Genomic DNA, 23,467 nt, shown 5'->3' on the forward strand with positions numbered 1-23,467 from the left:
GGCGGCTGCTGATGGCCAGCAGGGTGCTGATGCGGTCGGCACCGGTAACGGCGGTAACGGCGGCAAGGGCGGCAACGGCCAAGCCCAGACCGGTCAGGCCGGCGGTACCGGTGGCCAAGGCGGCAACGCCGGACCGGACGGTGACGGCGGGAAGGGCGGTAACGGCGGCGCCGGTGGTCAAGGTACGACCGGTGCCACCTCGCCTGACTACGGCGGACCGGGCTACACCGGCGGTGTCGGCGGTGTCGGCGGCGCCGGCGGCGATGGCGGTGCGGGTGGCTGGAACTCGGGCGACGGTGGTGCCGGCGGCCATGGCGGTGTCGGCGGGACCGGCGGGCGTGGCGGCCCCGGCCAGAGCGGTGAGACCGGCGATCCCGGCGGTGGCCAGGGCCACATCGGGGGTCCGGGCGGCAGCGGCGGTGTCGCCGGTGACGGCGGTGCGGGCGGTAACGGCGGCACCGCGGCTAACGGCACGACCGGGGTCGGCGGCAACGGTGGCAACGGCGGTACCGGCGGCACCGGCGGCGGCGGCGGAACCGGTGGAACCGGTGGCCAAGGCACCGAGGAGCATCCGAGCGGTGGTCCAGGCGGCCCCGGCGGGCCCGGAGGCGGCGCCGGCCTTGTCGGAGGTAAGGGTGGTGCCGGAGGTACCGGCAGCGTCAATGGCCAGGATGGTGCCGACGGGGGCGCGGGCAACGCCGGCAGCGCCGGTCACCAGGGCGCCTACGGCGCGAACTACTGATCGAGGTCCGAGCCCTCGGCAGCGAAGCAGCACCGGGAGGCCCCGTACGCATGGCGTGCGGGGCCTCCCGGCCGTTCGTCGGAGGATCGCCGGAACGCCGGCGGCCTAACCGCCTGCCGAAAAACCGCCTGCCGAAAAGCGACTTCCGATTACCTGGCCGGGATCGGGCCCAGCCTGCGCTACCACTGCGAGCGCTAAGGATCGCAGATGACGATCGGAATCTCCCGGTCGGTCCAGGCGCGGTAGTTGACGAAGTCCGGGTACATCGCATCGAGCTTGGGCCAGTAGGCGGCCCGCTCCGACTCGTCGGCGTCACGGGCACGCAGCCGCAGCACCTCGTTGCGGATCCGGAACGAGACCTGCGGGTTGGCTTTGAGGTTCAGGTACCACATCGGGTTGGTGGCGCGCCCGCCCTGGGATGCCACCAGGATCACCCGGTCGCCTTCGCGCAGGAACAGCAGCGGGGACTCACGCGGCTCACCGGTCTTGCGTCCGGTGGTGGTGAGGATGCCGACCTCGGGAACCTCGCCGAAGTGCTTGGTGCCCAAGCGCCACTTGCCGCCGACCCGGCCGCCGGTGGCCTTGTAGGCCCAGGTGTTGGCCCGCGACATCCATTTGATGATGGTGCCGGTGACCGGCGAGTCCAGCGATTTCGGCTTCTCCGGTGTGCTCACGTGCGCAACCCTACTGAATGAACGGCTTGATCCCGGCCCGGATGTGGTGGATCGTCGCGATGCCGTCGGGACTGTCGGACGGAATGACGAATACCTCGTCGACGTGCGCGCACACCCGCCGCCCGAACAGCGACGGCTTGGTGATGATGTCGTAGACCGCCCGCACCTCATCACCGTCGACGCTGTATTCCGGCAGCGTGGCGGCTGAGATCAGCCGAAACTGCGGGCCACGATTCAGGCTGCGACGCAAGTGATTTCCGGAGAAGCCGGTCTTGATTCCGACTTCGACTCGGGTGCAGTCCGGACTGAACCGGACCGCGGACGCGTCGTGGCTGACCAGCGCGTCGATGTAGGCCTGCGCCGCTGCGATGCGGTCGGCCTCCGTGACGGGCTTTGAAAGGGGCTGAGACACCGGCGCCACTAAATCCGCTCGATGATGGTGCCGGTGGACAGCGCCCCGCCCGCGCACATGGTGATCAGCGCGGTCGACTTGTCGGTGCGCTCCAGCTCGTGCAGCGCGGTGGTGATCAGCCGGCTGCCGGTGGAGCCCACCGGGTGCCCCAGCGCGATCGCCCCGCCGTTGACGTTGACCCGGTCCATGTCCGGGTTGTGCACCGCCGCCCAGGACAACACCACCGATGCGAACGCCTCGTTGATCTCGACCAGGTCGATGTCACCCATCTTCATCCCGGCCTTCTCGAGCACTTTCGCGGTGGACTGCACCGGGCCGTCCAGGTGGTAGTAGGTCTCGGCGCCGACGTTGGCCTGGCTGATGATCCGGGCCCGCGGCTTCAGGCCCAGCGCTTTGGCCTTGTCCTCATCCATCCACAGCACCGCGGCCGCCCCGTCGGAGATCTGCGAGGAGCTGCCGGCAGTGTGGATGCCACCCTCGATCACCGGGTTCAGCTTGGTCAGGCCCTCGATCGTGGTGTCGCGCAGACCCTGGTCGCGGCTGACGGTGTTCCACTCGGCGGTGGGTTGCTTGTTCTCGTCGATCACCGGCGCCTCGATCGGGGAGATCTCCCGGTCGAACCGGCCTTCATCCCAGGCCTGCTTGGCCCGCTGCTGGGAGCGCAGCCCGAATGCGTCGACGTCGGCGCGGGTGATCCCGCGCCGCTTGGCGATCCGCTCGGCGGCTTCGAACTGGTTGGGCAGGTCGATGGTCCACGACGACGCCCGGGCGCCGCCGCCGTTCTCGCCCAGCCCGACCCGGCTCATCGCCTCGATACCGCACGCGATACCGATGTCGATGGCACCGACCGAGATCAGGCCGGCGATCAGATGGTTGGCCTGCTGCGCACTGCCGCACTGGCAGTCGATGGTGGTGGCGCCCACGTGCTCGGGCAGCCCGGCGATCAGCCAAGACTGCCGGGCCACGTTGTTGGCCTGCTCGCCGTACTGGGTGACACAGCCGCTGATGACCTGCTCGACGCTGCCCGGCTCGATACCGGCCTTGGTGACCAGCGCCTTCTGCACCGCCCCGAGCAGTTCAGTGGCGTGCAGACCCGAGAGCCAGCCGTTACGTTTACCGATGGGGCTTCGTGTGGCTTCGACGATGACAGGATTACCCATGCGGCCAGGCTAGAACACGTTTCATTAGTCTGACAAGCGGCGATGCGAACAGGCCTTTGGTCTATGGTGAGCCCATGTTTTACTGCTACTAGAACGCGTTGCATTTAGGAGTCCGCCGATGTCGAGTGTCAAAGTGCCGCCGCCTTGCATCGGCACCCAGCTGGCCCGGATGTCGGGGAACCTGATGTCCAACGCGATCGCCGACCGCAACCCGGACCTCAAGCCGCTGGACACGCCGGACCGGTTGAAGTCGGGTTGGCTCAACGGCAGCAAAACCTGGCGGGTCGACTACACCGGCAAGTCCGCCTGAACCACCGAACGAGACACGGAGGCTAGTTCCAGCATGTCCACACTTCCCGCAGGATTCGACTTCCTCAACCCCGACCTCATCGCCGAGGGCATCCCCGAGAAGGAGTTCGCGCAACTGCGCAAAACCGCGCCGGTCTGTTGGATCGAGCAGGCCCCCGGCAAGGGCGGCGGCTTCAACGACGGCGGCTACTGGGCGGTCACCAAGCTCGCCGACGTCAAAGAGGTGTCGCTGCGCAGCGACGTCTTCTCCAGCTACGAGAACTGTGTGATCCCGCGGTTCTCCGACGACATGCAGCGGGAGAACATCGAGGTTCAGCGGTTCGTGATGCTCAACATGGACGCACCGCACCACACGCGGCTGCGCCGGATCATTTCCCGGGGTTTCACACCGCGGGCTATCGGACGGTTGCGCGACGAACTCCATGAACGGGCGCAGGCGATCGTCAAGGCCGCCGCCGAGGCCGGCTCCGGAGACTTCGTCGAGCAGGTGTCGTGCGAACTGCCGCTGCAGGCGATCGCCGGACTGCTCGGTGTGCCGCAGGAAGATCGCGACAAGCTGTTCCAGTGGTCCAACGAGATGACCGGCAGCGAAGACCCCGAGTACGCCGACATCGACCCGCAGGCCTCGTCGTTCGAGTTGATCACCTACGCCATGCAGCTGGCGGCGGCCAAGGCGGAGAACCCCGGTGAAGACATCGTCACCACGCTGATCAACGCCGACATCGACGGCGAGAAGCTCTCCGACGACGAGTTCGGCTTCTTCGTGGTGATGCTGGCGGTGGCCGGCAACGAGACCACCCGCAACTCGATCACCCACGGCATGATCGCGTTCTCCGAGCACCCCGAGCAGTGGGAGTTGTTCAAGAAGGAACGCCCGGCGACCACTGCCGACGAGATCGTGCGGTGGGCCTCCCCGGTGATCTGCTTCCAGCGCACCGCGCTGGAGGACTACGAGCTGTCCGGCGCGCAGATCAAGAAGGGGCAGCGGGTGGTGATGTTCTACCGCTCGGCCAACTTCGACGAGGACGCCTTCGATGAGCCGCATAAATTCAACATCCTGCGCGACCCGAACCCACACGTCGGATTCGGCGGCACCGGGGCGCACTACTGCATCGGCACCCACCTGGCCCGGTTGACGATCGACCTGATCTTCAACGCGGTGGCCGACCACGTGCCGGACCTTGCGCCGCTGGCCAAACCCGAGCGGCTGCGCTCGGGGTGGCTCAACGGCATCAAGCACTGGCAGATGGACTACACCGGCAAATGCCCGGTGGCCCACTAGATTTAAGGAGATTCGGTGGACTTCAGTCCAGAGCCGGAACAGCAGGCGGTCGCCGATGTCGTCGCGTCGGTGCTCGAGCGGGACAACAGCTGGGAGGCGCTGGTCGCCGGCGGGGTGAGTGCGCTCGCGGTGCCGGAGCGGCTCGGCGGTGACGGCGTCGGCCTGTCGGAAGTGGCTACGGCGCTGACCGAGATCGGTCGGCACGGGACCGTCAGCCCGGCGCTGTGCACCCTCGGGTTCGCGCTGGTGCCGCTGCTGGAGTTGGCCGGCGACGCCCAACAGGACCGTTACCTGGCCGGTGTGGCCAAGGGCGCGGTGCTGTCCGCCGCGCTCGACGAGCCGGCCGCCGCGCTGCCCGAGCAGCCCGCGGTGACGCTGGCCGGTAACCGGTTGTCCGGCACCAAGATCGGCGTGCCCTACGCCGATCAGGCCGAGTGGATGCTGGTCACCGCGGATTCGGGCGTCGCGGTGATCTCGCCGAGGGCGGCCGGGGTGCGGCTGACGAAGACCCCGACCGCCAACCACAGCGACGAGTACGCGGTCGTATTCGACGATGCCGAGGTCGACGCCGTTTTGGACGGCGCCTCGGTACATCGGGTGAACCAATTGGTGCTGGCGATGGTCGGCGCCTACGCCTCCGGGCTGGTAGCCGGCGCGCTGCGGCTGACCGCCGACTACGTCGGCAGCCGCGAACAGTTCGGCCGGCCGCTGTCCACCTTCCAGACGGTGGCAGCTCAGCTCTCGGAGGTCTACATCGTCTCGCGCACCATCACGCTGGCGGCGACATCGGTGGTCTGGCGGCTGGCCAACGGTCTCGACGCCGACGACGACCTCGGGGTGCTCGGGTACTGGATCACCTCGCAGGCCCCGCCGGTGATGCAACTCTGCCACCACCTGCACGGCGGGATGGGCATGGACGTCGACTACCCGATGGACCGCTACTACTCCACGATCAAAGACCTGAACCGCCTGCTGGGTGGCCGGTCGCAACGTCTCGAAACCCTTGGAGCGCAATGTTTGTCGATCTGACCCCGGAGCAGCGCAAACTCCAGGCCGAACTGCGCGAGTACTTCGCCAACCTGATCACGCCCGATGAGGAAAAGGCGATGGCCTCCGACCGGCACAACCAGGCCTATCGCGATGTGATCCGCCGGATGGGCCGTGACGGCAAGCTCGGCGTCGGCTGGCCCAAAGAGTTCGGCGGCCTGGGCTTCGGGCCGATCGAGCAGCAGATCTTCGTCAACGAGGCGCAGCGAGCCGACATCCCACTGCCGGCCGTGACGCTGCAGACCGTTGGCCCCACCCTGCAGGTGTACGGCAACGAAGCGCAGAAGAAGAAGTTCCTGCCGGCCATCCTGGCCGGGGAGGTGCATTTTGCGATCGGCTACACCGAACCGGAGGCCGGCACCGACTTGGCGTCGTTGCGCACCACCGCGGTTCGTGATGGCGACCATTACATCGTCAACGGCCAGAAGGTGTTCACCACCGGCGCTCACGACGCCGACTACATCTGGCTGGCGGTGCGCACCGATCCGGCGGCGGTGAAACACAAGGGGATTTCGATCCTGATCGTGGACACCAAGGACCCCGGTTACTCGTGGACTCCGATGATCCTGTCCGACGGGGCGCATCACACCAACGCGACCTACTACAACGACGTTCGGGTGCCCGTCGAGATGCTGGTGGGCGAGGAGAACGGCGGCTGGCGGCTGATCACCACCCAGCTCAACAACGAGCGGGTGATGCTGGGTCCGGCCGGCCGGTTCGGCGCCATCTACGACAAGGTGCTCGCCTGGGCCACCAAGCCCGGCAGCGACGGGGTGACCCCGATCAGCCATGATGCGGTCAAACGCGGTCTCGGCGAGATCCACGCCATGTTTCGCATCAACGAGCTGCTCAACTGGCAGGTCGCCGCGGCCGGCGAGATCATCGACGTCGCCGACGCGGCGGCCACTAAAGTCTTCGGCACCGAGCGGATCCAGTACGCCGGGCGGTTGGCCGAGGAGTTGGTCGGCTGCTACGGCAACCCGGCCGATGCGGCCACCGCCGAGCTGCTGCGCTGGCTGGACGTCCAGACGAAACGCAACCTGGTCATCACGTTCGGTGGCGGGGTCAACGAGGTGATGCGGGAGATGATCGCGGCCTCGGGCCTGAAGGTTCCGCGGGTGCCACGATGAGTCGAGGAGACAGATGAGCGACCTTTCCGCCGGGATCGAGCAGATACTGGCTTCCGGCCGCAGCGAGCCGCGGACCGGCCGGGATCCGGTGAACCAGCCGATGATTCGGCACTGGGTTGACGCCATCGGCGATGAGAATCCGATCTACGTCGATGAGGAGGCCGCGCGCGCGGCCGGGCATCCGGGGATCGTCGCACCGCCGGCGATGATCCAGGTCTGGACGATGATGGGCCTGGGCGGCGAGCGCCCCGCCGACGACCCGCTCGGCAAGGTCATGGAACTGTTCGACGGCGCCGGCTATGTCGGGGTGGTGGCCACCAACTGTGAGCAGACCTACCACCGCTACCTGCGGCCCGGCGAAGAGGTCAGCGTCACCGCCGAGGTGACCGATATCGTCGGCCCCAAACAGACGGGTTTGGGCGAGGGCTACTTCATCACCCAGAAGATCCGCTGGTGGGCAGGCCAAGACGGTGACGGGGAACTGGTGGCCGACATGAACTGGCGCATCCTGAAGTTCCTGCCGAAGGATCGTGTCGAAACCGTCGAGACGCCTGAGGATCTCGACCCCGCCAAGATGATGCGGCCGTCGTGGTCGAGGGATTCGGCGTACTTCTGGGAGGGGGTCGCCGCCCACGAGTTGCGGGTCCAGCAACGCCCCGACGGCAGCCTGCAGCACCCCCCGGTGCCGGCGGTCTGGAAGGACAAGACCGAGACCACCGACTACATCGTGGCCTCCGGCAACGGAACGGTGTTCAGCTTCGTGGTGCACCATGCACCCAAAGTCCCCGGTCGCAGCGTGCCGTTCGTCATCGCGTTGGTCGAACTCGAGGAGGGCGTGCGGATGCTCGGTGAGCTGCGCGGCGTCGACGCCGCGGCCGTGCGGATCGGAATGCCCGTCCGGGCAATCTATCTCGACTTCCCGGCTAGCGATGCCGGACCGGCGTGGAGCCTGTACGCCTGGGAGCCAGTGGAAGGAGGCGGGGCATGAGCGCTCCGACCGTCGAAGTCGGCACCAAGCTGCCGGAGCTCAAGATCTATGGCGACCCGACGTTCATCGTCTCCACCGCCATCGCGACCCGCGATTACCAGGACGTGCACCACGACCGGGACAAGGCGCAGGCCAAGGGCTCCAAGGACATCTTCGTCAATATTCTCACCGACACCGGCCTGGTGCAGCGCTACCTCACCGATTGGGCCGGATCCAAGGCGGTGATCCGCTCCATCGGGCTGCGACTGGGCGTGCCGTGGTACGCCTACGACACCGTCACCTTCTCCGGCGAGGTGACCGCCCTGGAAAACACCGCAGACGGACCTCTGGTCACCGTGAAAGTTGTGGGCAACAACAGTCTTGGCGATCACGTCATCGCCACCGCCACACTCACCCTCGGGGAGCGCTAATGCCCGGCATGCTTTCAGCACAGGCGGCTATCGCCGGAATCGGCGCGACCGACTTCTCCAAGGAATCCGGGCGCAGCGAGCTGCGACTGGCCGCCGAGGCGGTGCTCGACGCCCTCGATGATGCGGGCCTGAAGCCCGCCGACGTCGACGGCCTGGTCACCTTCACCATGGACTCCAACCTGGAGACCGCCGTCGCGCGCGCCACCGGTATCGGCGAGCTGACCTTCTTCTCCCAGATCGGCTACGGCGGCGGTGCGGCCGCCGCGACCGTGCAGCAGGCGGCGCTGGCGGTGGCCACCGGGATTGCCGAGGTCGTGGTGGCCTACCGGGCATTCAACGAGCGCTCGGAGTTCCGGTTCGGCCAGGTGATGACCGGGCTGACCATCAACGCCGATTCGCGCGGCGTGGAGTACAGCTGGTCCTACCCGCACGGGCTGAGCACACCGGCGGCATCGGTGGCCATGATCGCCCAGCGCTACATGCACGAATACGGCGCCACCAGTGCGGATTTCGGTGTGGTGTCGGTGGCTGATCGCAAGCATGCGGCGACCAACCCCAAAGCGCACTTCTACGGCAAGCCGATCACCATCGAGGATCACCAGAATTCGCGGTGGATCGCCGAGCCGCTGCGGCTGCTGGACTGCTGTCAGGAGACCGACGGCGGGGTGGCGATCGTGGTCACCACCCCGGAACGTGCCAAGGACCTCAAGCACCGCCCGGCGGTCATCGAGGCGGCGGCACAGGGCGCCGGGGCCGACCAGTTCACCATGTACTCCTACTACCGCGACGAACTGGGGCTTCCCGAGATGGGACTGGTGGGCAAGCAATTGTGGGCGCAGTCCGGCCTGACGCCGACCGACATCCAGACCGCGGTGCTCTATGACCACTTCACCCCCTACACCTTGATCCAGTTGGAGGAGTTGGGATTCTGCGGTAAAGGCGAGGCCAAAGACTTCATCGCCGGTGGCGCCATCGAGCTGGGTGGCCGACTGCCGATCAACACCCATGGTGGGCAACTCGGCGAGGCCTATGTGCACGGCATGAACGGCATCGCCGAAGGAGTACGCCAGCTGCGCGGCACCTCGGTCAACCAGGTGCCGAACGTGGAGCATGTACTGGTCACCGCCGGCACCGGTGTGCCTACCTCGGGGCTGATCCTGGGTTAGTCCCTCCGGCACTGCGCACCGCGAACAGACGCTCGCGCAAGGAAATCAGGCGCCGGTGCCGTCGTTCCAGCTCTCGGGGAGCAGCGGAACCCTCGGTCCATGGCTGAAACCGTTGACCGTCAATGCGGTCATCCCCGCCGCGGCCCGTTCCCGCTTGGCTTGCGCGCCCGGGAATCCCCCGCTGCCGGCGCCGCGGTCTGACGGCTGAGCCGCTGTCTCGACTGGTTCGACGGCGACCTTCACATCGGCGAACTCATTGGCCTCGTCGCGTGCGCGTCGACGGCGGCGGGCGCGGGTGCGGTCCCGCCCGCGAGCCGCCGCCGCGGCCGACTCGGCCGCGTCATCCGGGTTCGGCGTTTTGGTGACTGCGCGGGTGCGGGACTTGGCGTTCGCCCGCCCGTAAGTACCGGCCGGTCCGATTACGTAGGGCGGGAAGAATCCCGGGTTTCCCCCGGCCGGCGGCGCCGTGGGCGGTGCCGCCGCGGGAGCTGCGCTGGTTGCCGGTGCCGATATCGACGCGGTCGTGGCGGCTGCCGGCGCCGCGGGGGCGCTCGAGACGGTGGTGGACGCGCCTCCGGCGGCCGGCAATGCCGCGGTGATCGGTTCTGCGTCGACGGCCACGATCGCAGCTGGCTGCACGCCGGCGAGGCCGGCCAAGCCTGCTGCCCAGCCCAGATTCCCGATGACCAGGACGAGTGCCGGCTGGATCAGCGCCGGGGCGAACTGGCTGAGCGTCGAGGCGATCTGAGAGGCGTGGAAGGTCAGATCAGCCACGATCCATGACAGGTCGGTCATGAAGGCACCCGGATTGGTGAGCAGGTCATTCAGCAGCACTTCGCCGTAGTGGCCCAGCTCAGAGAAGAAGTCCGTCCACCACTCCGGGTCTGCTGGAGTCAGGCTGCCGTCGTGAATTCCGCCGCCCCCGTGGTCGTGGTCGTGGTCATGGTCATGGTCATGGTCATGGTCATGGTCGGACTCGTCGTGCAGCAGGATCGGTGGCGCAGCCGCGGGCTGCGGGGCCGAGGCCAGCGCCGCGCCGGAGACCGCTTCGTAGGTGGCCATGGTGGTGGCGGCTTGGACCCACATCCGTGCGTAGTCGGCTTCGTTGAGTGCGATCGGGATGGTGTTGATCCCGAAGAAATTGGTCGCCACCAAAACCCCGTGGATCGCGTGGTTGGCCGCCAACTCCGGCAACGTCGGCATGGCGGCCAACGCACTGACATACGCCGTCGCCACTGTTTCATGCCGCGCCGCCAACGCGGCGCTGTCAGCGCTGGCCGCCGCCAACCATGCCAGATAGGGCAGATGTGCGGCGGCGTACCGGTCAGCGGTGGGTCCCTGCCACGCCGCTGCCTGGACGGCCCCGAGCTGCGATCGCAGCGCGTCAGCGATCGCGGTGTACTCCAGGCTCAACGACGACCATGCGCCGGCGGCCGACAACAGCGGTCCGGGTCCGGGCCCGCTGCTCAGCGCCGCTGAATGCACCTCGGGTGGCGAAGCCATCCACACCGGAGCCGTCACAGGGTCGCCTTCATTTCGTCGGTCCACGACGCAACCGGAGTGGATGCGTTTCGCGATTCCGATCGACCCTAGCGAAGATGACAATCGTTTTCAATAACGATCACGAAGAGCGGCAGAGCCGGTCCGTGAGGCTACTGCGGGAGGCGTCGTTCCGGCGGATCGCGCGGGGGAAAGACGCGGAACGGCGTTGCTAGGCCGGAACCAGTTCCACGTCGCCCAGTACGGCGGCGTTGTCGCGGCCCGGGGCGACCACGTTGCCCAGCAGCCGGCCGTCTGCTTTCCAGATGTGGGCCCGCAGTGTCTCGCCCGGGAAGACCACGCCGGCGAACCGGGCGCCGAAGGAACGCACCGCGCCGGCGTCGCCGTCCAGTGCGGTGTCCACCACCGCCTTGCAGGTCATGCCGTAGGTGCACAGGCCGTGCAGAATCGGCCGGTCGAAACCCGCCGCGGCCGCGAACTCCGGGTCAGAATGCAGCGGGTTGCGATCCCCGCAGAGCCGGTAGAGCAGTGCCTGCTGCGGCGCCGTCGGGATGTCGATTTCGAAGTCCGGTGCGCGGTCGGGCTGTTCGGCAGCGGTGGACGGTCCGCGCTCGCCGCCGAAGCCGCCCTCGCCACGGGCGAAGATGGACCGCTGCTGGGTCCACAGCGGGGTGCCGTCGGTACTGGTAACGCTCGTCTCGAGCACCACGACGGCGGCCTTGCCCTTGTCCCAGATGTCGACGATCCGGCTGACCGACCGTGCGCTGCCCGACGGCGGCAGTGGCGCCGGCACGATGACTTTCTCGGACGCGTGCAGGATCTTGGCCAGGTCGATCTCGACGCCCGGCCAGCTCACCTTGGGCGGGTCGACGTCGTTGAACGACGCGGCGACGCAGCCGAACGTCGGCAGCACCTGCGGGGTGCGGTCGACGACGTAGCTCAGCTCACGCGGGTCCATCGGGTCCGAACCAGCGCCCAGCCCCAGGTTGTAGAGCTGCACATTGGTTGCGCTCCAAGAGAACTCAACCCGGCCGAACTCTGCACCGAGAGCGGCATCGAGATCGATTGCCATGTCTAAGCCTTTCCTGCGATGTCGAGAGCGGCCAGGTAACCGAATGTCATCGCGGGCCCGATGGTGCCACCGGGGCCCGGGTAGGTGTGGCCCATCACCGGGGCGCTCACGTTGCCCGCCGCGTAGAGCCCCTCGATGACGCTGTTGTCGTCGCGCAACGCCCGGCCGCGCACGTCGGTGCGGATCCCCCCCTTGGTCCCCAGGTCACCGGGCACCATCTTGGCGGCGTAGAACGGGGCCTGGGCGATCTGGCCCAGGTTCGGGTTCGGCTTGTTGGTCGGGTCGCCGTAGTAGCGGTCATAGGCGCTCTCGCCGCGGTGGAAGTCCTCGTCGACGCCGGTGCGCGCGAACTCGTTGAACCGTTCGACGGTCGCGGTCAAGGCCGCCGCCGGCACGCCGGTCTTGGTCGCCAGCTCTTCCAGGGTGTCGGCCGAGACGATCACCCCCGACTCCAGCCACTTCTTCGGGATCCGTTGTCCGGGCTGCAATCCGGCAAAGATGTAGTTGTTGCGGTAGCGCTGGTCGAACACCAGCCAGGCCGGAATGTTCTCGCCGGGACCCGGTCCCTGGCCGTATTGGCCGCCGTACATATGGTGGCAGGCTTCGACATAGGGCATCGACTCATTCATGAACCGCTTGCCGGCCATGTTGACGATGATCGACCCGGGGGAGTTGCGCTCCGAGAGCGCGAACCACGGTGCGTTCGGCAGCGGCACCGTGGGGCCCCACCAGGAGTCCTCCATGATGTCCAGCGCGGCACCCAGTTTCTCGCCGGCCAGGATGCCCTCGCCGGTGTTGGCCTTAGCGCCCACGGTCCACTCGGTGGTGATCGGCGCGCGCTGATACTTCACCCGCATCTGCTCGTTGTGCTCGAACCCGCCGCTGGCCAGAATGACGCCGCGTCGTGCCCGGATCAGCCTCGGCTCGCTTTCTTCGGAAGCGTTGCTGTCGCGCACATAGACGCCGCGCACCACGCCGTCGGAGACGTAGAGGTCGGTCAGTGCGGTGTTGAGCTCGACCGGGACACCGGCGTCGCGCAGCCCGATGCGCAGCGGCGCGATCAGGGCGCGGCCCATGCCCACCAGGTTCTTTCCGGTGGCCTGCGCCCACATGGTGCGGGCGCCCACCTTCAGGCTGCGCAGCACCCCGCGCGGGTGGCGCTTGAGCTGGTTGAGCCGGACGTAGTCCTGCTGCATGACAACGACGTTCAGCGGCACCTTGCCGTACGGCGGTTCCAGGCCGGCCATGTCGGCGCCGAGTTTGCGGGCGTTGAACGGCTTCGGCTCGATCGATCGGCCGGTCGGCTTGCCGCCGGGCTGCTCGGGGTAGTAGTCGGCGTAGCCGGGAACCCAGCACATCTTCAGCGGCGAGTTCTTCAGCACGAACGACAGCATCTCGGGACCGCGCTGCAGGTAGGTGTCGATCTTCTCGGCCGGAACCACGTCGCCGATGATCGTGTGCAGGTAGGTGCGGGCGGACTCGGCGTCGTCTTTGACGCCTGCGCGCTTGAGCACCTCATTGTTCGGGATCCACACGCCGCCGCCGGAGCGCGCGGTCGATCCGCCGTAATGGGCGGCTTTCTCGATGACTACCGTTGACAGTCCCTGGTGGGCCGCGGTGAGAGCGGCGACCATCCCGGCGCCGCCGCTTCCGACCACGACGACGTCGTACTCCTGTTCGGCCATGTAGAACACGTTATAGAATTGCCCCGCCCGCGCGCCAGTTGGCCGGTGGTATCGCCGGTCCGTCACCCGGACGACCGTTCTCTTCCCTGCTGGTGGCCGACGGGACCGTCCAGTTCAGGTTGGTCGACCGCCCGGTAGAACGCGTTCCAGTTTGGTCGCCTGCGCGCCTTTCGTTCGCGGCTAGACCATGTTTTACTGGCGCGAGTAAGTATCGTGTTTTTTACACGCCGTATGAAGGAGTTGTCACCGTGGCCAGCCCCACCGCCCGCTCAGCCCCCAGCATCCCCGCCGGTTTCGACCCGACCGATCCGGAGATCTGGGCGGAGCGCATACCGAATGCGGAGTTGGCCGCGCTGCGTGAAAGCGAGCCGATCAAGTGGATCGAGCAGCCCGACGGCGTCGGTGGCTTCAACGACGGCGGCTATTGGGCCATCACCCGCCACGCGGACGTCAAAGAGATCTCCCGCCTGGACGACGTGTTCTCCAGCGAGATCAACACCGCCATCCCGCGGTTCAACGACGACATTCAGCGGGAGCAGATCGACCAGCAGCGTTTGATCATGCTCAACCAGGATGCGCCGCGGCATACCCGGTTGCGCCGGATCGTCTCGCGTGGCTTCACCCCGCGCCACATCCTGCCGCTGCATGACGACCTGGAGCAGCGGGCGCAGAACATCGCCAAAGAAGCGCTGGCCCGCGGCACCGGTGACTTTGTGGTGGAGGTGGCCTCCGAGCTGCCGCTGCAGGCGATCGCCGGTCTGATGGGGGTTCCGCTGGAGGACCGCGGCAAGCTGTTCAACTGGACCAACCAGATGACCGGCTATGACGACCCGGAATACACCGACAAGTACGACCCGGCGATGTCGGCGATGGAGATCATCGCCTACGGGTTGCAGCTGGCCGAGATGAAGCGGCAGAACCCCGGCAGCGACATCGTGACGACGCTGATCGAGGCCGACATCGACGGCGAGAAGCTCAACGACGACGAGCTCGGGTTCTTCATCATCCTGCTGGCGGTGGCCGGGTCCGAGACGACCCGCAACTCGATCACCCAGGGGATGATGGCCTTCATCGACCACCCCGACCAGTGGGAGCTGTTCAAATCCGAACGCCCGGAGACCACCGCCGACGAGATCGTGCGCTGGGCCAGCCCGGTGTCGTCGTTCCAGCGCACCGCAACTCGTGACTACAACCTCAACGGAACGCAGATCAAGGAAGGTCAGCGTGTGGTGATGTTCTACCGCGCCGCCAACTTCGATCCCGAGGTGTTCGACAACCCGCAGCAGTTCAACATCCTGCGCGACCCCAACCCGCACGTCGGCTTCGGCGGCACCGGTGCGCACTACTGCATCGGCACCCACCTGGCGCGGATGACCATCGGCCTGATGTTCAACGCCATCGCCGACCACATCCCGGACCTCAAGCCGCTGGACGCTCCTAGCCGGCTGCAGTCCGGCTGGCTGAACGCGATCAAGCGTTGGCCGGTCGATTACACCGGTAAGGCTTAGTTCACGGGCCTTCCCGGCTACCGGAACCGCGGCCGCCACCAGCGCCAGCGCCACCTAGACTGGCTGTTGGCGGGGTTTCACCCGTTCACCACCAGCACCCGAGGGGACCATCGAAGATGCTCAGCGCCCAGATCCGCGACGAACTCGCCGCCGAGTTGGCGCAAGCGGAGCGCAGCCGGGTCCCGATCTCCCCGTTGACGGCGGCCCACCCCGACATCGATGTCGTCGACGCCTACGAGATCCAGTTGATCAACATCCGGCAGCGGATCGCCGAGGGTGCTCGGGTCGTCGGACACAAGGTCGGCCTGTCCAGCGAGGCGATGCAGCAGATGATGGGTGTCGATGAGCCGGACTACGGGCATCTGCTCAACGAGATGCAGGTGTTCGAGGACACGCCGGTCAAGGCGTCGAACTACCTCTACCCGCGGGTCGAGGTGGAGGTGGCCTTCATCCTGGGCGCTGATCTGCCCGGCGCGGACTGCACCGAGGAGCACGTGCTGGCCGCCACTGAGGCGTTCGCCCCGGCGATCGAGCTGATCGACAGCCGGATCACCGACTGGAAGATCAAGCTCTGCGACACCATCTCCGACAATGCCTCCTCGGCCGGCTTCGTCCTCGGCAAGCAGCGAGTCAAGCCCGGTGATATCGACATCAAAGGCATTGATGCGTCGCTGACCAAGAACGGCGAGGTGGTCGCCAAGGGCCGCAGCGACGCGGTGCTGGGCAACCCGGTCACCGCGGTGGCCTGGTTGGCTCGCAAGGTGGAGAGCTTCGGGGTGCGGCTGAAGGCCGGCGACATCGTGTTGCCGGGTACGGCGACCCGGGCCATCGATGTGCACGCCGGCGATGACTGCGTCGCCGATTTCTCCGGGCTGGGTTCGGTCCGGCTGGTTTTCGAATAGAGGAGCGTTCATGGCTGCCAAAGCCTCAGTCGCGATCGTCGGGTCGGGCAACATCAGCACCGACCTGCTGTACAAACTGCTGCGCTCGGAGTGGCTCGAGCCGCGCTGGATGATCGGTATCGACCCCGAATCCGAGGGCCTGGCCCGCGCCCGCAAACTCGGTCTGGAGACCTCGGCGCAGGGGGCGGACTGGCTGCTGGCCCAAGATGAGTTGCCGGACTTCGTCTTCGAGGCCACCAGCGCCTACGTTCACAAGGCGTACGCGCCCAAGTACGAGGCGGCCGGCATCCGGGCCATCGACCTGACCCCGGCCGCGGTCGGCCCGGCGGTGATCCCGCCGGCGAACCTGCACGAACACGTCGACGCGCCCAACGTCAACATGATCACCTGCGGCGGGCAGGCCACCATTCCGATCGTCTACGCGGTGACCCGCGCGGTCAAAGAGCAGGGCGGCACGGTGCCCTATGCCGAGATCGTCGCCAGCGTCGCGAGCGTCTCGGCGGGGCCGGGCACCCGGGCCAACATCGATGAGTTCACCAAGACCACCTCGCGCGGAGTGGAGACCATCGGCGGTGCGCAACAGGGCAAGGCGATCATCATCTTGAACCCGGCCGACCCGCCGATGATCATGCGCGACACCATCTTCTGCCAGATTCCCGAGGACGTCGACCGCGACGCGATCACCAAGTCGATCCACAGCGTGGTCGAGCAGGTGCAGACCTACGTGCCCGGCTACCGGCTGCTCAACGAGCCACAGTTCGACGAGCCGTCGCTGAACTCCGGCGGTCGCGCGGTCGTCACCACCTTCGTCGAGGTCGAGGGCGCCGGTGATTACCTGCCGCCGTATGCGGGCAACCTGGACATCATGACCGCGGCCGCCACCAAGGTCGGCGAGGAGATCGCCCGCGAGCTGGCGACCGCGAAAGCCGGAGGGGCGTAACCATGTCTGATCACATCTTCGACGTGCGGATCACCGACACCTCGCTGCGGGACGGTTCGCACCACAAGCGCCACCAGTTCACCCCCGAGGAGGTGGCGGCGATCGTTGCCGCGATCGACGCCGCCGGGGTGCCGGTCATCGAGGTGACCCACGGCGACGGCCTCGGTGGATCCAGCTTCAACTACGGGTTCTCCAAGACCCCCGATCAGGAGCTGATCAGGCTCGCGGCGCAGACCGCCAAAGACGCCAAGATCGCCTTCCTGATGCTGCCCGGCGTGGCCACCAAGGAAGACATGAAAGAGGCGCAGGGCAACGGCGGTCAGATCTGCCGGATCGCCACCCACTGCACCGAGGCCGACGTCTCCATCCAGCACTTCGGGCTGGCCCGCGAGCTGGGTCTGGAGACCGTCGGGTTCTTGATGATGGCCCACACGATCCCGCCGGAGAAGCTGGCCGCCCAGGCCCGGATCATGGCCGACGCCGGCTGTCAGTGCGTCTACGTGGTGGACTCCGCCGGTGCGCTGGTGCTCGAAGGCGTGCGCGATCGGGTGGCTGCGCTGGTCGCCGAACTCGGTGGCGACGCGCAGGTTGGTTTTCATGGCCACGAGAACCTCGGTCTGGGTGTCGCCAACTCCCTGGAGGCGGTGCGCGCCGGTGCCAAGCAGATCGACGGCTCGGTGCGCCGGTTCGGCGCCGGTGCGGGCAACGCCCCGGTCGAGGCGCTGATCGGGGTGTTCGACAAGGTCGGCATCAAGACCGGTATCGACTTCTTCGACATCGCCGACGCCGCCGAGGACGTGGTGCGCCCGGCCATGCCCGCCGAGTGCGTGCTGGACCGCAACGCGCTCATCATGGGCTACTCCGGGGTGTACTCCAGCTTCCTCAAGCACGCGGTGCGCCAGGGCGAGCGCTACGGCGTGCCCGCCCACGAATTGCTGCACCGGGCCGGCCAGCGCAAGCTGATCGGCGGTCAGGAGGACCAGCTAATCGACATCGCGCTGGAGATCCAGCGGGAGCGGGCCGCGAAGTAATCGCGACATGACAGCACGGCCGCAAGCCCAGGCGATTCTGGAGCAGCTGGCCGGACCGCAGGCGCTCCTGCGCGACGACCAGTGGGCCGCGATCGAGGCGCTGGTGGTGCAGCGCCGGCGCGCGCTGGTGGTGCAGCGCACCGGGTGGGGTAAATCGGCGGTGTACTTCATCGCCGCGAAGCTGTTGCGTGCGGCCGGGCACGGGCCGACGGTGATCGTCTCGCCGCTGCTGGCCCTGATGCGCAATCAGGTCGCCGCCGCCGAGCGGGCCGGGGTGCATGCCGCCACCATCAACTCCTCGAATGTCACCGAGTGGGCCGACGTGCAACGCCGGGTGGCAGCCGGTGAGCTGGACGTGCTGCTGGTCAGCCCGGAGCGGCTCAATAACCCGGACTTCCGCGACGAGGTGCTGCCCGCGCTGGCGGCCCGGGCCGGGCTGGTGGTGGTCGACGAGGCGCACTGCGTCTCGGACTGGGGCCACGATTTCCGGCCGGACTATCGGCGCATCCGCACCTTGATCGCCGACCTCCCGGCGGGAGTCCCGGTGCTGGCGACCACGGCGACCGCCAACGATCGGGTGGTCGACGACGTCGCGCGCCAACTCGGGGTGGGCGGTGCCGACACCTTGGTGCTGCGCGGCGGCCTGGACCGGGAGTCGCTGCGGTTGTCGGTGGTGGCCGCCGGCGGCCCGGCGCAGCGCGCCGCCTGGATCGGCGAACACCTCAACGAGCTGCCAGGCTCTGGGATCGTCTACACGCTCACCGTGGCCCAGGCGCACGACGTGGCCGCCGATCTGCGTGCCCAGGGCTTCGCGGTGGCGGCCTATACCGGTTCGACCGACTCCGCCGACCGGGAGCAACTCGAGGCCGACCTGCTGGCCAACCGGGTCAAGGCGCTGATCGCCACTTCGGCGTTGGGTATGGGTTTCGACAAGCCGGACCTCGGATTCGTGGTGCACCTTGGCGCGCCGTCGTCGCCGATCGCCTACTACCAGCAGGTGGGGCGGGCCGGGCGTGCCACCGCCAGCGCCGAGGTCATCCTGCTGCCCGGTGCTGCCGACCAGGACATCTGGCGCTACTTCGCCTCGCTGGCGTTCCCGGCGGAGTCGTTGGTGCGCAAGGTGATCGGCGAGCTGTCGCTCGATCAGCCGCTGTCGACGCCGGCGCTGGAGGCCCGGGTCGACCTGAATCGGTCGCGATTGGAGATGGTGCTCAAGGTTCTCGACGTCGACGGCGCGGTCCGCCGGGTCAAGGGCGGCTGGCTGGGCACCGGTGCGGAGTGGACCTACGACGAACCGCGCTACCGCAAGCTCGACGAGCTGCGCCGCGGCGAGCAGCAGGCGATGCTGGACTACCAGAGCACCGATGGCTGCCGGATGAGTTTTCTGCGCGCGCAGCTCAACGACCCGCAGCTGCGGGAGGGCGAGCGTTGCGGGCGGTGCGACAACTGCGCCGGGCCGCGGTTCGACGCCGAGGTGGATCCCGCCGCCGCCGCAGCCACCCGGGAGCGGCTGATGCGCCCCGGCGTGGAGCTCACCCCACGCCGACAATGGCCGTCCGGACTGGCCCAGCTCGGTGTCAAGCTGTCCGGCCGGATCGGCGACGGGCCGGAGCCGGGCCGGGTGATCGGCCGGCTCACCGACCTGGGCTGGGGTGTTCGGCTGCGGCGGCTGCTCGACGAGCCGGACCGCGAGGTTCCCGACGACGTGGTGCGGGCGGCGGTGTCGGTGTTGGCGGGCTGGGACTGGCAGACCCGACCCACCGCGGTACTCGGGCTGGATTCGGCCACGCATCCGGTGCTGATCAGCTCACTGGCCGACCGGCTGGCGCAGCTCGGCCGCCTTACCCGGCTGGATACGCTGCGCTACGCGCCGGACCGGCGGCCGGTGACCGCGGCGAACTCGGCCTATCGGGTCGCGGCCCTGCAGGGCGCCTGGCAGCCGCCCACCGGTCTGCCGGCCGATGTCGGCCCCGTGTTGCTGGTCGACGACGTGACCGACACCGGGTGGACCCTGACGATGGCCGCCCGGGTGCTGCGCGCCGCCGGTGCGCCGCAGGTGCTGCCATTCGCGCTGGCCAGCATGAACTGACAATGCGAGTACCGTCGAGTGATGAGCGGCATTACTCGAGCAATTGTGGTGGGTCTGCTGAGCATGGCCGGGATGCTGGCACCGGTGGCCCACGCGCAACCGTGTGACCAAACCGTCGGGGAATCCATCGACGCGTACCTGAACCGGCATCCGGATGTCCGGGCCGAGCTGGACGAGAAGGGGCGGCAGGAAGACCCTGGTGCCCCGAATCCGACGCTGTCCTATCTGGAACGGCACCCGCACGTGCGGCAGGCGCTGATCACGTTGTCGCAGCAATGCGTGTGAACGGCGACCGCAGCAGGTAGCGGCTGGTGGGCACCGTGTCGATGTTCTGGTGCGCACCGAAGGCACTGACACTGGCCAGCAGCCGCTTGAGCCGGTCGGCCAGATCGGCCTCGTCGGACGCGCCGTAGAACGCGTATGGATCCGACACCGCGCCGTCGGGGAACAGTTCCTCGACGATGCCGTCGATCGCCGGCGCATCCTCGGTGAGCGCGCGGACCACGACGTTCTGGGTGTAACCGAAGGTCGCCTGGGTATCGATCGCCACCTGGGTGTGGTCGACGTGCCAGCGGTGCAGCCAGCTACGGTGATCCAGGTCGGGGGGCCGGCGCAGCAGGGCCACGTTGGCCAATCCCGGAGTGCGGGTGCCGTCGCCCGAGTCCGGTGGCGCCATCGGCGTCGATTCGGTAACCAGATACGCTGCTGCCGAATCGGATTCGGATTCGATCAGCGCGATGGCGGCCCGAACCTGCGAGCCGTAGTACTGCTCGGTCCACAGGCTGATGACTGCGGCGACCGGCGGATCCAGTGTCGTCAGGGTCATCATGGCGTCGCGCACCGGCTCGTCGCGCACGTTGACCGCCAGGCCCGGAAGTCCCGAATCCAGCAGCTCCGCGGCTACCGGCCCGCGCAGCTTGCGGCACCATTCCTCACTGAAATCGGCTGTCCGGGCGATGATCACGACCTTTTCCATCGGTGTCTCCTAGGTTGCGGCGGCGCGGAACGCTTCGACGAGTTCGCTCAGCAGCTTGGTGGCCCGCTCGGCGTCGCGCGGCAGTGAGCAGGTGACACGTACGTCGGTGACGCCGGCGGCCACCAGCGCCGGCGCCGATGCCACGGTTGCCGCGGCATCGAGGGAACCGTCAGCGCGCTTGACGGTCTTCGCGTGGCCCAGCACCTGCAGGCCGGTGGGATCGCCGCCGAGGCCGGCGATGCGGTTCTTCATCGCGGCGATGGCACCGGCCGGGTCCCGTATCGCCGGACCCCACGGGATCCAGCCGGTCCCGAACCGGGCCAGCCGGCGTGCCACCGCGTCGTTGACGGTGCCGCTGACCCAGATCGGAACACCGCCCGGCTGCACGGGCTTGGGCATCTGATGAATGTTGTCGAATGACAACTCCGGTGAGGCGTAGCTGCTGCGCTGCTGGGTCCAGAGTGCCTGGCACACCTCGAGGGTGTGATCCAGTAACCGCCCGCGGCGCTCGAATACCAGCCCGGCGGCCTCGTATTCCTCGCGTTGCCAGCCGACGCCGACGCCCAGATCCAGCCGCCCGCCCGAGAGTACATCCAGGGTGGCCAACTGCTTGGCCAACACCGCCGGTCGGCGCAGCGCCGCCAGCAGGACCGCGGTGCCGAGCCGGATCCGGGTGGTTGTCGCCGCCAGCGCGGTCAGCACGATCAGCGGGTCGAGCCATTGGCCGTCGGGCCCGGTCGGTTGTCGGCCACCGGCGATCCCACCCAGCCGGGGATCGGCGTAGGCGTCCGGGTTCTCGCCGAACACCACATGGTCGGAGACGACGACCCGATCCACCCCGGCGGCGTCCATCGCGGCGCCCAGCGCCAGCGTGGCCTCCCAGTCATGGCCGGGATCGTCGGTGAAAGTCTTCAGCTGCAACGAGATCTGCGGTGACATCACGTTCGCACCTTTCGGGCCGGCCGGGACTCGATCGCGTCGATCGACAGCGCGCGCACCGCGATCCGCCAGCCCTGCTCGCCGCGGCGGTAGACGTCGCTGTAGCGCAGGTACCAGACGTGGTCGGTCAGCTTGCCGTCGCTGTCGATCCAGTGATGCGCTACCCCGGCGATCTGTCCGGTCGCCGTGTCGCCGGCGGCGGTATCGGAGGCGGTGTAGATCTCGCCGAGGATGCCGTGCTGGGTCCGGGTCACGCCGCCGAGCGCGGACAGCGCTTCTCGGACCCCGGCATGGCCGGTGTGACGCACGTGCGGCTCGAGGTGCTCCGGTGGTTGCGGCACGATCAGTTCGGCGTCGGCGGTGAACAATTCAGCCACTTCGTCGAATCGGCGCGCATCGACGTAGCCGGCGTAGCGGTGCACAAGCCCCGACACTGCCAGCCGGTCGGCCATCGGCAAGCTCATGGCGCCGACCCCAACAGCGACGTCGGCTTGCTCCCACCGAGTTGCCCGGTGAGCGCGTCGGCGGTCCGGAGCAGCCCGCGCGCCCATCTGGTGATCTCGGTGTCGGTCAGTGCGCGCTGGGCGTGCAGCGAAACCACCATCGCCTGACGTTGATGATGGTCGTACACCGGTGCCGAGATGACGCTGATGTCGTGGCGGCCTCGGCCGCCGGCCTCGCTGCGCAGGTACACCCGCTCGCCGATGTCGGAGACCAGTTCGCCGAGCAGGGCGCGCAGTTCGTCGGGCAGGTCGCTGGACAGCCCCGCCATCATGGCGTAGAGCCGCTGCCCCCCCGGGGTCAGCCGCTCGACCAGGTAGCCGTCGGAACGGCATTCGGCGATGACCCGCCGCAGCCGTTCGCTTTCGGAGCGCAGCGGAATGGTGGGCTGCCGGGCCAACCAGTCCTGCAGGGCGGCGTCGTCCCAGAGCACGAACATCAGCCCCACCGGCGGGGCGAACGGATAGCTCTGGCCGGCTTGAACTCCCAGGTGTGCGTTCGGCGCCGCGACCAACTCCAGAACCGTGATCCGGTCGTCGAGCACCGCGCTCAGCGCGGCGGACGTGGCGAACTCCACCGAAAGGCGCCGCAGTTGCTCACGGGCCGCCGGGCCGGCCCGCAGCGACTGCTGGGCGGCGCGGCCGAGCGAGATCAGCCCCGGACCGAGCCGATAGGTCTTGTCCGGGTCATCGCGCGTCAGGTAGCCGGCCTCGGTCAGTGTGGTGGCGATGCCCAGGCAGGTGGGCTTGGACAGGCCGGTCCGGCGGGCGAGGTCGGAGAGCCCGAAGCGCTGGTCGGGGTGCTGGGCCAGAAAGTCCAGCAGCGCCACCACCCGTTCGGTCGGTGGCGACGACCGCGCCGATTGTCGGGGCGCCACTTGCCCAGACGCCGGTCGTCCAGACGGTTGTACGGGCACACCCATTGCCGCATGGTAGCGCGACCATCTAAAGTCGGTTCGAGATATCTACCATCTCGGTTCATTATTGAACCAACCGATGATCAGT

Annotated in this window: 22 protein-coding genes and 2 pseudogenes; 14 read left to right on the forward strand and 10 right to left on the reverse strand. The window is 67.9% G+C overall.

Annotated features, from left to right (window positions below):
* A pseudogene (locus ACAG20_RS09200) lies at window positions 1–742 on the forward strand (hypothetical protein); the annotation flags it as partial.
* Window positions 743–936: 194 nt separating this feature from the next.
* Here the strand turns inward: ACAG20_RS09200 and ACAG20_RS09205 are convergent.
* From ACAG20_RS09205 to ACAG20_RS09215, 3 genes are all read right to left on the reverse strand, one after another.
* Entirely contained in the window at window positions 937–1,353 is a 417-nt protein-coding gene (locus tag ACAG20_RS09205) for a nitroreductase family deazaflavin-dependent oxidoreductase (protein WP_370492511.1), read from the reverse strand.
* A 73-nt stretch (window positions 1,354–1,426) separates the two neighbouring features.
* Window positions 1,427–1,837: a hypothetical protein gene (locus ACAG20_RS09210; RefSeq protein WP_112688428.1), complete on the reverse strand. Its 411-nt coding sequence runs from the start codon at window positions 1,835–1,837 to the stop codon at window positions 1,427–1,429.
* Window positions 1,837–2,988, reverse strand: coding sequence for a steroid 3-ketoacyl-CoA thiolase (locus ACAG20_RS09215; protein ID WP_112688426.1), 1,152 nt, complete (start codon window positions 2,986–2,988; stop codon window positions 1,837–1,839). Before ACAG20_RS09215 ends, ACAG20_RS09210 begins: the two co-directional genes overlap by 1 nt.
* Before the next feature lie 145 nt (window positions 2,989–3,133).
* On the opposite strand from ACAG20_RS09215, the pseudogene ACAG20_RS09220 reads away from it, so the two are divergent.
* The 7 genes and pseudogenes from ACAG20_RS09220 to ACAG20_RS09250 all read left to right on the forward strand — a co-directional run.
* Window positions 3,134–3,298: pseudogene (locus ACAG20_RS09220) on the forward strand (steroid C27-monooxygenase); the annotation flags it as partial.
* Between the two features lie 33 nt (window positions 3,299–3,331).
* Window positions 3,332–4,579 (forward strand): cytochrome P450, encoded by a 1,248-nt coding sequence (locus ACAG20_RS09225; protein ID WP_112688424.1) that lies wholly within the window; start codon window positions 3,332–3,334, stop codon window positions 4,577–4,579.
* Window positions 4,580–4,594: 15 nt separating this feature from the next.
* A complete protein-coding gene (locus ACAG20_RS09230) occupies window positions 4,595–5,608 on the forward strand; it encodes an acyl-CoA dehydrogenase family protein (protein WP_370492350.1) in 1,014 nt (337 codons plus the stop codon).
* Window positions 5,593–6,756 (forward strand): acyl-CoA dehydrogenase FadE29, encoded by a 1,164-nt coding sequence (gene fadE29, locus ACAG20_RS09235; RefSeq protein WP_370492351.1) that lies wholly within the window; start codon window positions 5,593–5,595, stop codon window positions 6,754–6,756. Before ACAG20_RS09230 ends, fadE29 begins: the two co-directional genes overlap by 16 nt.
* Before the next feature lie 13 nt (window positions 6,757–6,769).
* Window positions 6,770–7,744, forward strand: a complete 975-nt coding sequence (locus ACAG20_RS09240; protein ID WP_370492352.1) for a bifunctional MaoC family dehydratase N-terminal/OB-fold nucleic acid binding domain-containing protein — start codon at window positions 6,770–6,772, stop codon at window positions 7,742–7,744.
* The gene (locus ACAG20_RS09245) at window positions 7,741–8,154 is read left to right on the forward strand and encodes a MaoC family dehydratase (protein ID WP_370492353.1); all 414 of its coding nucleotides are present in this window, start codon (window positions 7,741–7,743) and stop codon (window positions 8,152–8,154) included. The genes ACAG20_RS09240 and ACAG20_RS09245 overlap by 4 nt, the downstream gene beginning before the upstream one ends.
* An 8-nt stretch (window positions 8,155–8,162) precedes the next feature.
* A complete protein-coding gene (locus ACAG20_RS09250; protein ID WP_370492354.1) occupies window positions 8,163–9,320 on the forward strand; it encodes a lipid-transfer protein in 1,158 nt (385 codons plus the stop codon).
* 45 nt (window positions 9,321–9,365) lie between these two features.
* Here the strand turns inward: ACAG20_RS09250 and ACAG20_RS09255 are convergent, their stop codons facing one another.
* The 3 genes from ACAG20_RS09255 to kstD all read right to left on the reverse strand — a co-directional run bounded on the left by ACAG20_RS09255 (window position 9,366) and on the right by kstD (window position 13,577).
* Window positions 9,366–10,823 carry a PPE family protein gene (locus ACAG20_RS09255; protein WP_370492512.1) on the reverse strand — a complete coding sequence of 486 codons (1,458 nt, stop codon included), beginning with the start codon at window positions 10,821–10,823 and terminating at the stop codon, window positions 9,366–9,368.
* Window positions 10,824–11,031: 208 nt separating this feature from the next.
* Entirely contained in the window at window positions 11,032–11,892 is an 861-nt protein-coding gene (locus ACAG20_RS09260) for a MaoC/PaaZ C-terminal domain-containing protein (RefSeq protein ID WP_370492355.1), read from the reverse strand.
* A 2-nt stretch (window positions 11,893–11,894) separates the two neighbouring features.
* A complete protein-coding gene (gene kstD / locus ACAG20_RS09265) occupies window positions 11,895–13,577 on the reverse strand; it encodes a 3-oxosteroid 1-dehydrogenase (RefSeq protein ID WP_370492356.1) in 1,683 nt (560 codons plus the stop codon).
* Window positions 13,578–13,825: 248 nt separating this feature from the next.
* Between kstD and ACAG20_RS09270 the strand changes: the two genes are divergently transcribed.
* From ACAG20_RS09270 to ACAG20_RS09295, 6 genes are all read left to right on the forward strand, one after another.
* Window positions 13,826–15,085, forward strand: coding sequence for a cytochrome P450 (locus tag ACAG20_RS09270; protein ID WP_370492357.1), 1,260 nt, complete (start codon window positions 13,826–13,828; stop codon window positions 15,083–15,085).
* 116 nt (window positions 15,086–15,201) lie between these two features.
* Window positions 15,202–15,987: a 2-keto-4-pentenoate hydratase gene (locus ACAG20_RS09275; protein WP_370492358.1), complete on the forward strand. Its 786-nt coding sequence runs from the start codon at window positions 15,202–15,204 to the stop codon at window positions 15,985–15,987.
* A 10-nt stretch (window positions 15,988–15,997) separates the two neighbouring features.
* Window positions 15,998–16,927, forward strand: coding sequence for an acetaldehyde dehydrogenase (acetylating) (locus tag ACAG20_RS09280; RefSeq protein ID WP_370492359.1), 930 nt, complete (start codon window positions 15,998–16,000; stop codon window positions 16,925–16,927).
* Between the two features lie 2 nt (window positions 16,928–16,929).
* Window positions 16,930–17,958 carry a 4-hydroxy-2-oxovalerate aldolase gene (gene dmpG / locus ACAG20_RS09285; RefSeq protein ID WP_112685710.1) on the forward strand — a complete coding sequence of 343 codons (1,029 nt, stop codon included), beginning with the start codon at window positions 16,930–16,932 and terminating at the stop codon, window positions 17,956–17,958.
* Window positions 17,959–17,965: 7 nt separating this feature from the next.
* Window positions 17,966–20,047 carry a RecQ family ATP-dependent DNA helicase gene (locus ACAG20_RS09290; RefSeq protein WP_370492360.1) on the forward strand — a complete coding sequence of 694 codons (2,082 nt, stop codon included), beginning with the start codon at window positions 17,966–17,968 and terminating at the stop codon, window positions 20,045–20,047.
* Between the two features lie 21 nt (window positions 20,048–20,068).
* A complete protein-coding gene (locus ACAG20_RS09295; protein WP_370492361.1) occupies window positions 20,069–20,332 on the forward strand; it encodes a hypothetical protein in 264 nt (87 codons plus the stop codon).
* Here ACAG20_RS09295 and ACAG20_RS09300 read toward each other — a convergent pair.
* From ACAG20_RS09300 to ACAG20_RS09315, 4 genes are read right to left on the reverse strand one after another with little or no spacing between them, the layout of a single operon-like run.
* A complete protein-coding gene (locus ACAG20_RS09300) occupies window positions 20,307–21,023 on the reverse strand; it encodes a hypothetical protein (protein ID WP_370492362.1) in 717 nt (238 codons plus the stop codon). The genes ACAG20_RS09295 and ACAG20_RS09300 overlap by 26 nt on opposite strands.
* A gap of 9 nt (window positions 21,024–21,032) precedes the next feature.
* Window positions 21,033–21,962 carry a TIGR03619 family F420-dependent LLM class oxidoreductase gene (locus ACAG20_RS09305; RefSeq protein ID WP_370492513.1) on the reverse strand — a complete coding sequence of 310 codons (930 nt, stop codon included), beginning with the start codon at window positions 21,960–21,962 and terminating at the stop codon, window positions 21,033–21,035.
* Complete coding sequence (locus ACAG20_RS09310; protein WP_083039724.1) at window positions 21,962–22,426, reverse strand: nuclear transport factor 2 family protein; 465 nt, start codon at window positions 22,424–22,426, stop codon at window positions 21,962–21,964. The genes ACAG20_RS09305 and ACAG20_RS09310 overlap by 1 nt, the downstream gene beginning before the upstream one ends.
* Window positions 22,423–23,340: an IclR family transcriptional regulator gene (locus ACAG20_RS09315; RefSeq protein ID WP_112685720.1), complete on the reverse strand. Its 918-nt coding sequence runs from the start codon at window positions 23,338–23,340 to the stop codon at window positions 22,423–22,425. Before ACAG20_RS09315 ends, ACAG20_RS09310 begins: the two co-directional genes overlap by 4 nt.
* Window positions 23,341–23,467: the final 127 nt, after the last annotated feature.

It is taken from the genome of Mycobacterium sp. pW045 (genome assembly GCF_041287085.1).
Lineage (GTDB): Bacteria > Actinomycetota > Actinomycetes > Mycobacteriales > Mycobacteriaceae > Mycobacterium > Mycobacterium algericum_A.

Excerpts from the sequence above, each read along its gene's own strand:
- ACAG20_RS09205 (WP_370492511.1), bottom strand. The coding sequence starts at position 1,353 with ATGTCGCGGGCCAACACCTGGGCCTACAAGGCCACCGGCGGCCGGGTC.
- ACAG20_RS09215 (WP_112688426.1), bottom strand. The coding sequence starts at position 2,988 with ATGGGTAATCCTGTCATCGTCGAAGCCACACGAAGCCCCATCGGTAAA.
- ACAG20_RS09225 (WP_112688424.1), top strand. The coding sequence starts at position 3,332 with ATGTCCACACTTCCCGCAGGATTCGACTTCCTCAACCCCGACCTCATC.
- fadE29 (WP_370492351.1), top strand. The coding sequence starts at position 5,593 with ATGTTTGTCGATCTGACCCCGGAGCAGCGCAAACTCCAGGCCGAACTG.
- ACAG20_RS09240 (WP_370492352.1), top strand. The coding sequence starts at position 6,770 with ATGAGCGACCTTTCCGCCGGGATCGAGCAGATACTGGCTTCCGGCCGC.
- ACAG20_RS09245 (WP_370492353.1), top strand. The coding sequence starts at position 7,741 with ATGAGCGCTCCGACCGTCGAAGTCGGCACCAAGCTGCCGGAGCTCAAG.
- ACAG20_RS09250 (WP_370492354.1), top strand. The coding sequence starts at position 8,163 with ATGCTTTCAGCACAGGCGGCTATCGCCGGAATCGGCGCGACCGACTTC.
- ACAG20_RS09255 (WP_370492512.1), bottom strand. The coding sequence starts at position 10,823 with ATGGCTTCGCCACCCGAGGTGCATTCAGCGGCGCTGAGCAGCGGGCCC.
- ACAG20_RS09260 (WP_370492355.1), bottom strand. The coding sequence starts at position 11,892 with ATGGCAATCGATCTCGATGCCGCTCTCGGTGCAGAGTTCGGCCGGGTT.
- kstD (WP_370492356.1), bottom strand. The coding sequence starts at position 13,577 with ATGGCCGAACAGGAGTACGACGTCGTCGTGGTCGGAAGCGGCGGCGCC.
- ACAG20_RS09275 (WP_370492358.1), top strand. The coding sequence starts at position 15,202 with ATGCTCAGCGCCCAGATCCGCGACGAACTCGCCGCCGAGTTGGCGCAA.
- ACAG20_RS09280 (WP_370492359.1), top strand. The coding sequence starts at position 15,998 with ATGGCTGCCAAAGCCTCAGTCGCGATCGTCGGGTCGGGCAACATCAGC.
- dmpG (WP_112685710.1), top strand. The coding sequence starts at position 16,930 with ATGTCTGATCACATCTTCGACGTGCGGATCACCGACACCTCGCTGCGG.
- ACAG20_RS09290 (WP_370492360.1), top strand. The coding sequence starts at position 17,966 with ATGACAGCACGGCCGCAAGCCCAGGCGATTCTGGAGCAGCTGGCCGGA.
- ACAG20_RS09295 (WP_370492361.1), top strand. The coding sequence starts at position 20,069 with ATGAGCGGCATTACTCGAGCAATTGTGGTGGGTCTGCTGAGCATGGCC.
- ACAG20_RS09300 (WP_370492362.1), bottom strand. The coding sequence starts at position 21,023 with ATGGAAAAGGTCGTGATCATCGCCCGGACAGCCGATTTCAGTGAGGAA.
- ACAG20_RS09305 (WP_370492513.1), bottom strand. The coding sequence starts at position 21,962 with ATGTCACCGCAGATCTCGTTGCAGCTGAAGACTTTCACCGACGATCCC.
- ACAG20_RS09310 (WP_083039724.1), bottom strand. The coding sequence starts at position 22,426 with ATGAGCTTGCCGATGGCCGACCGGCTGGCAGTGTCGGGGCTTGTGCAC.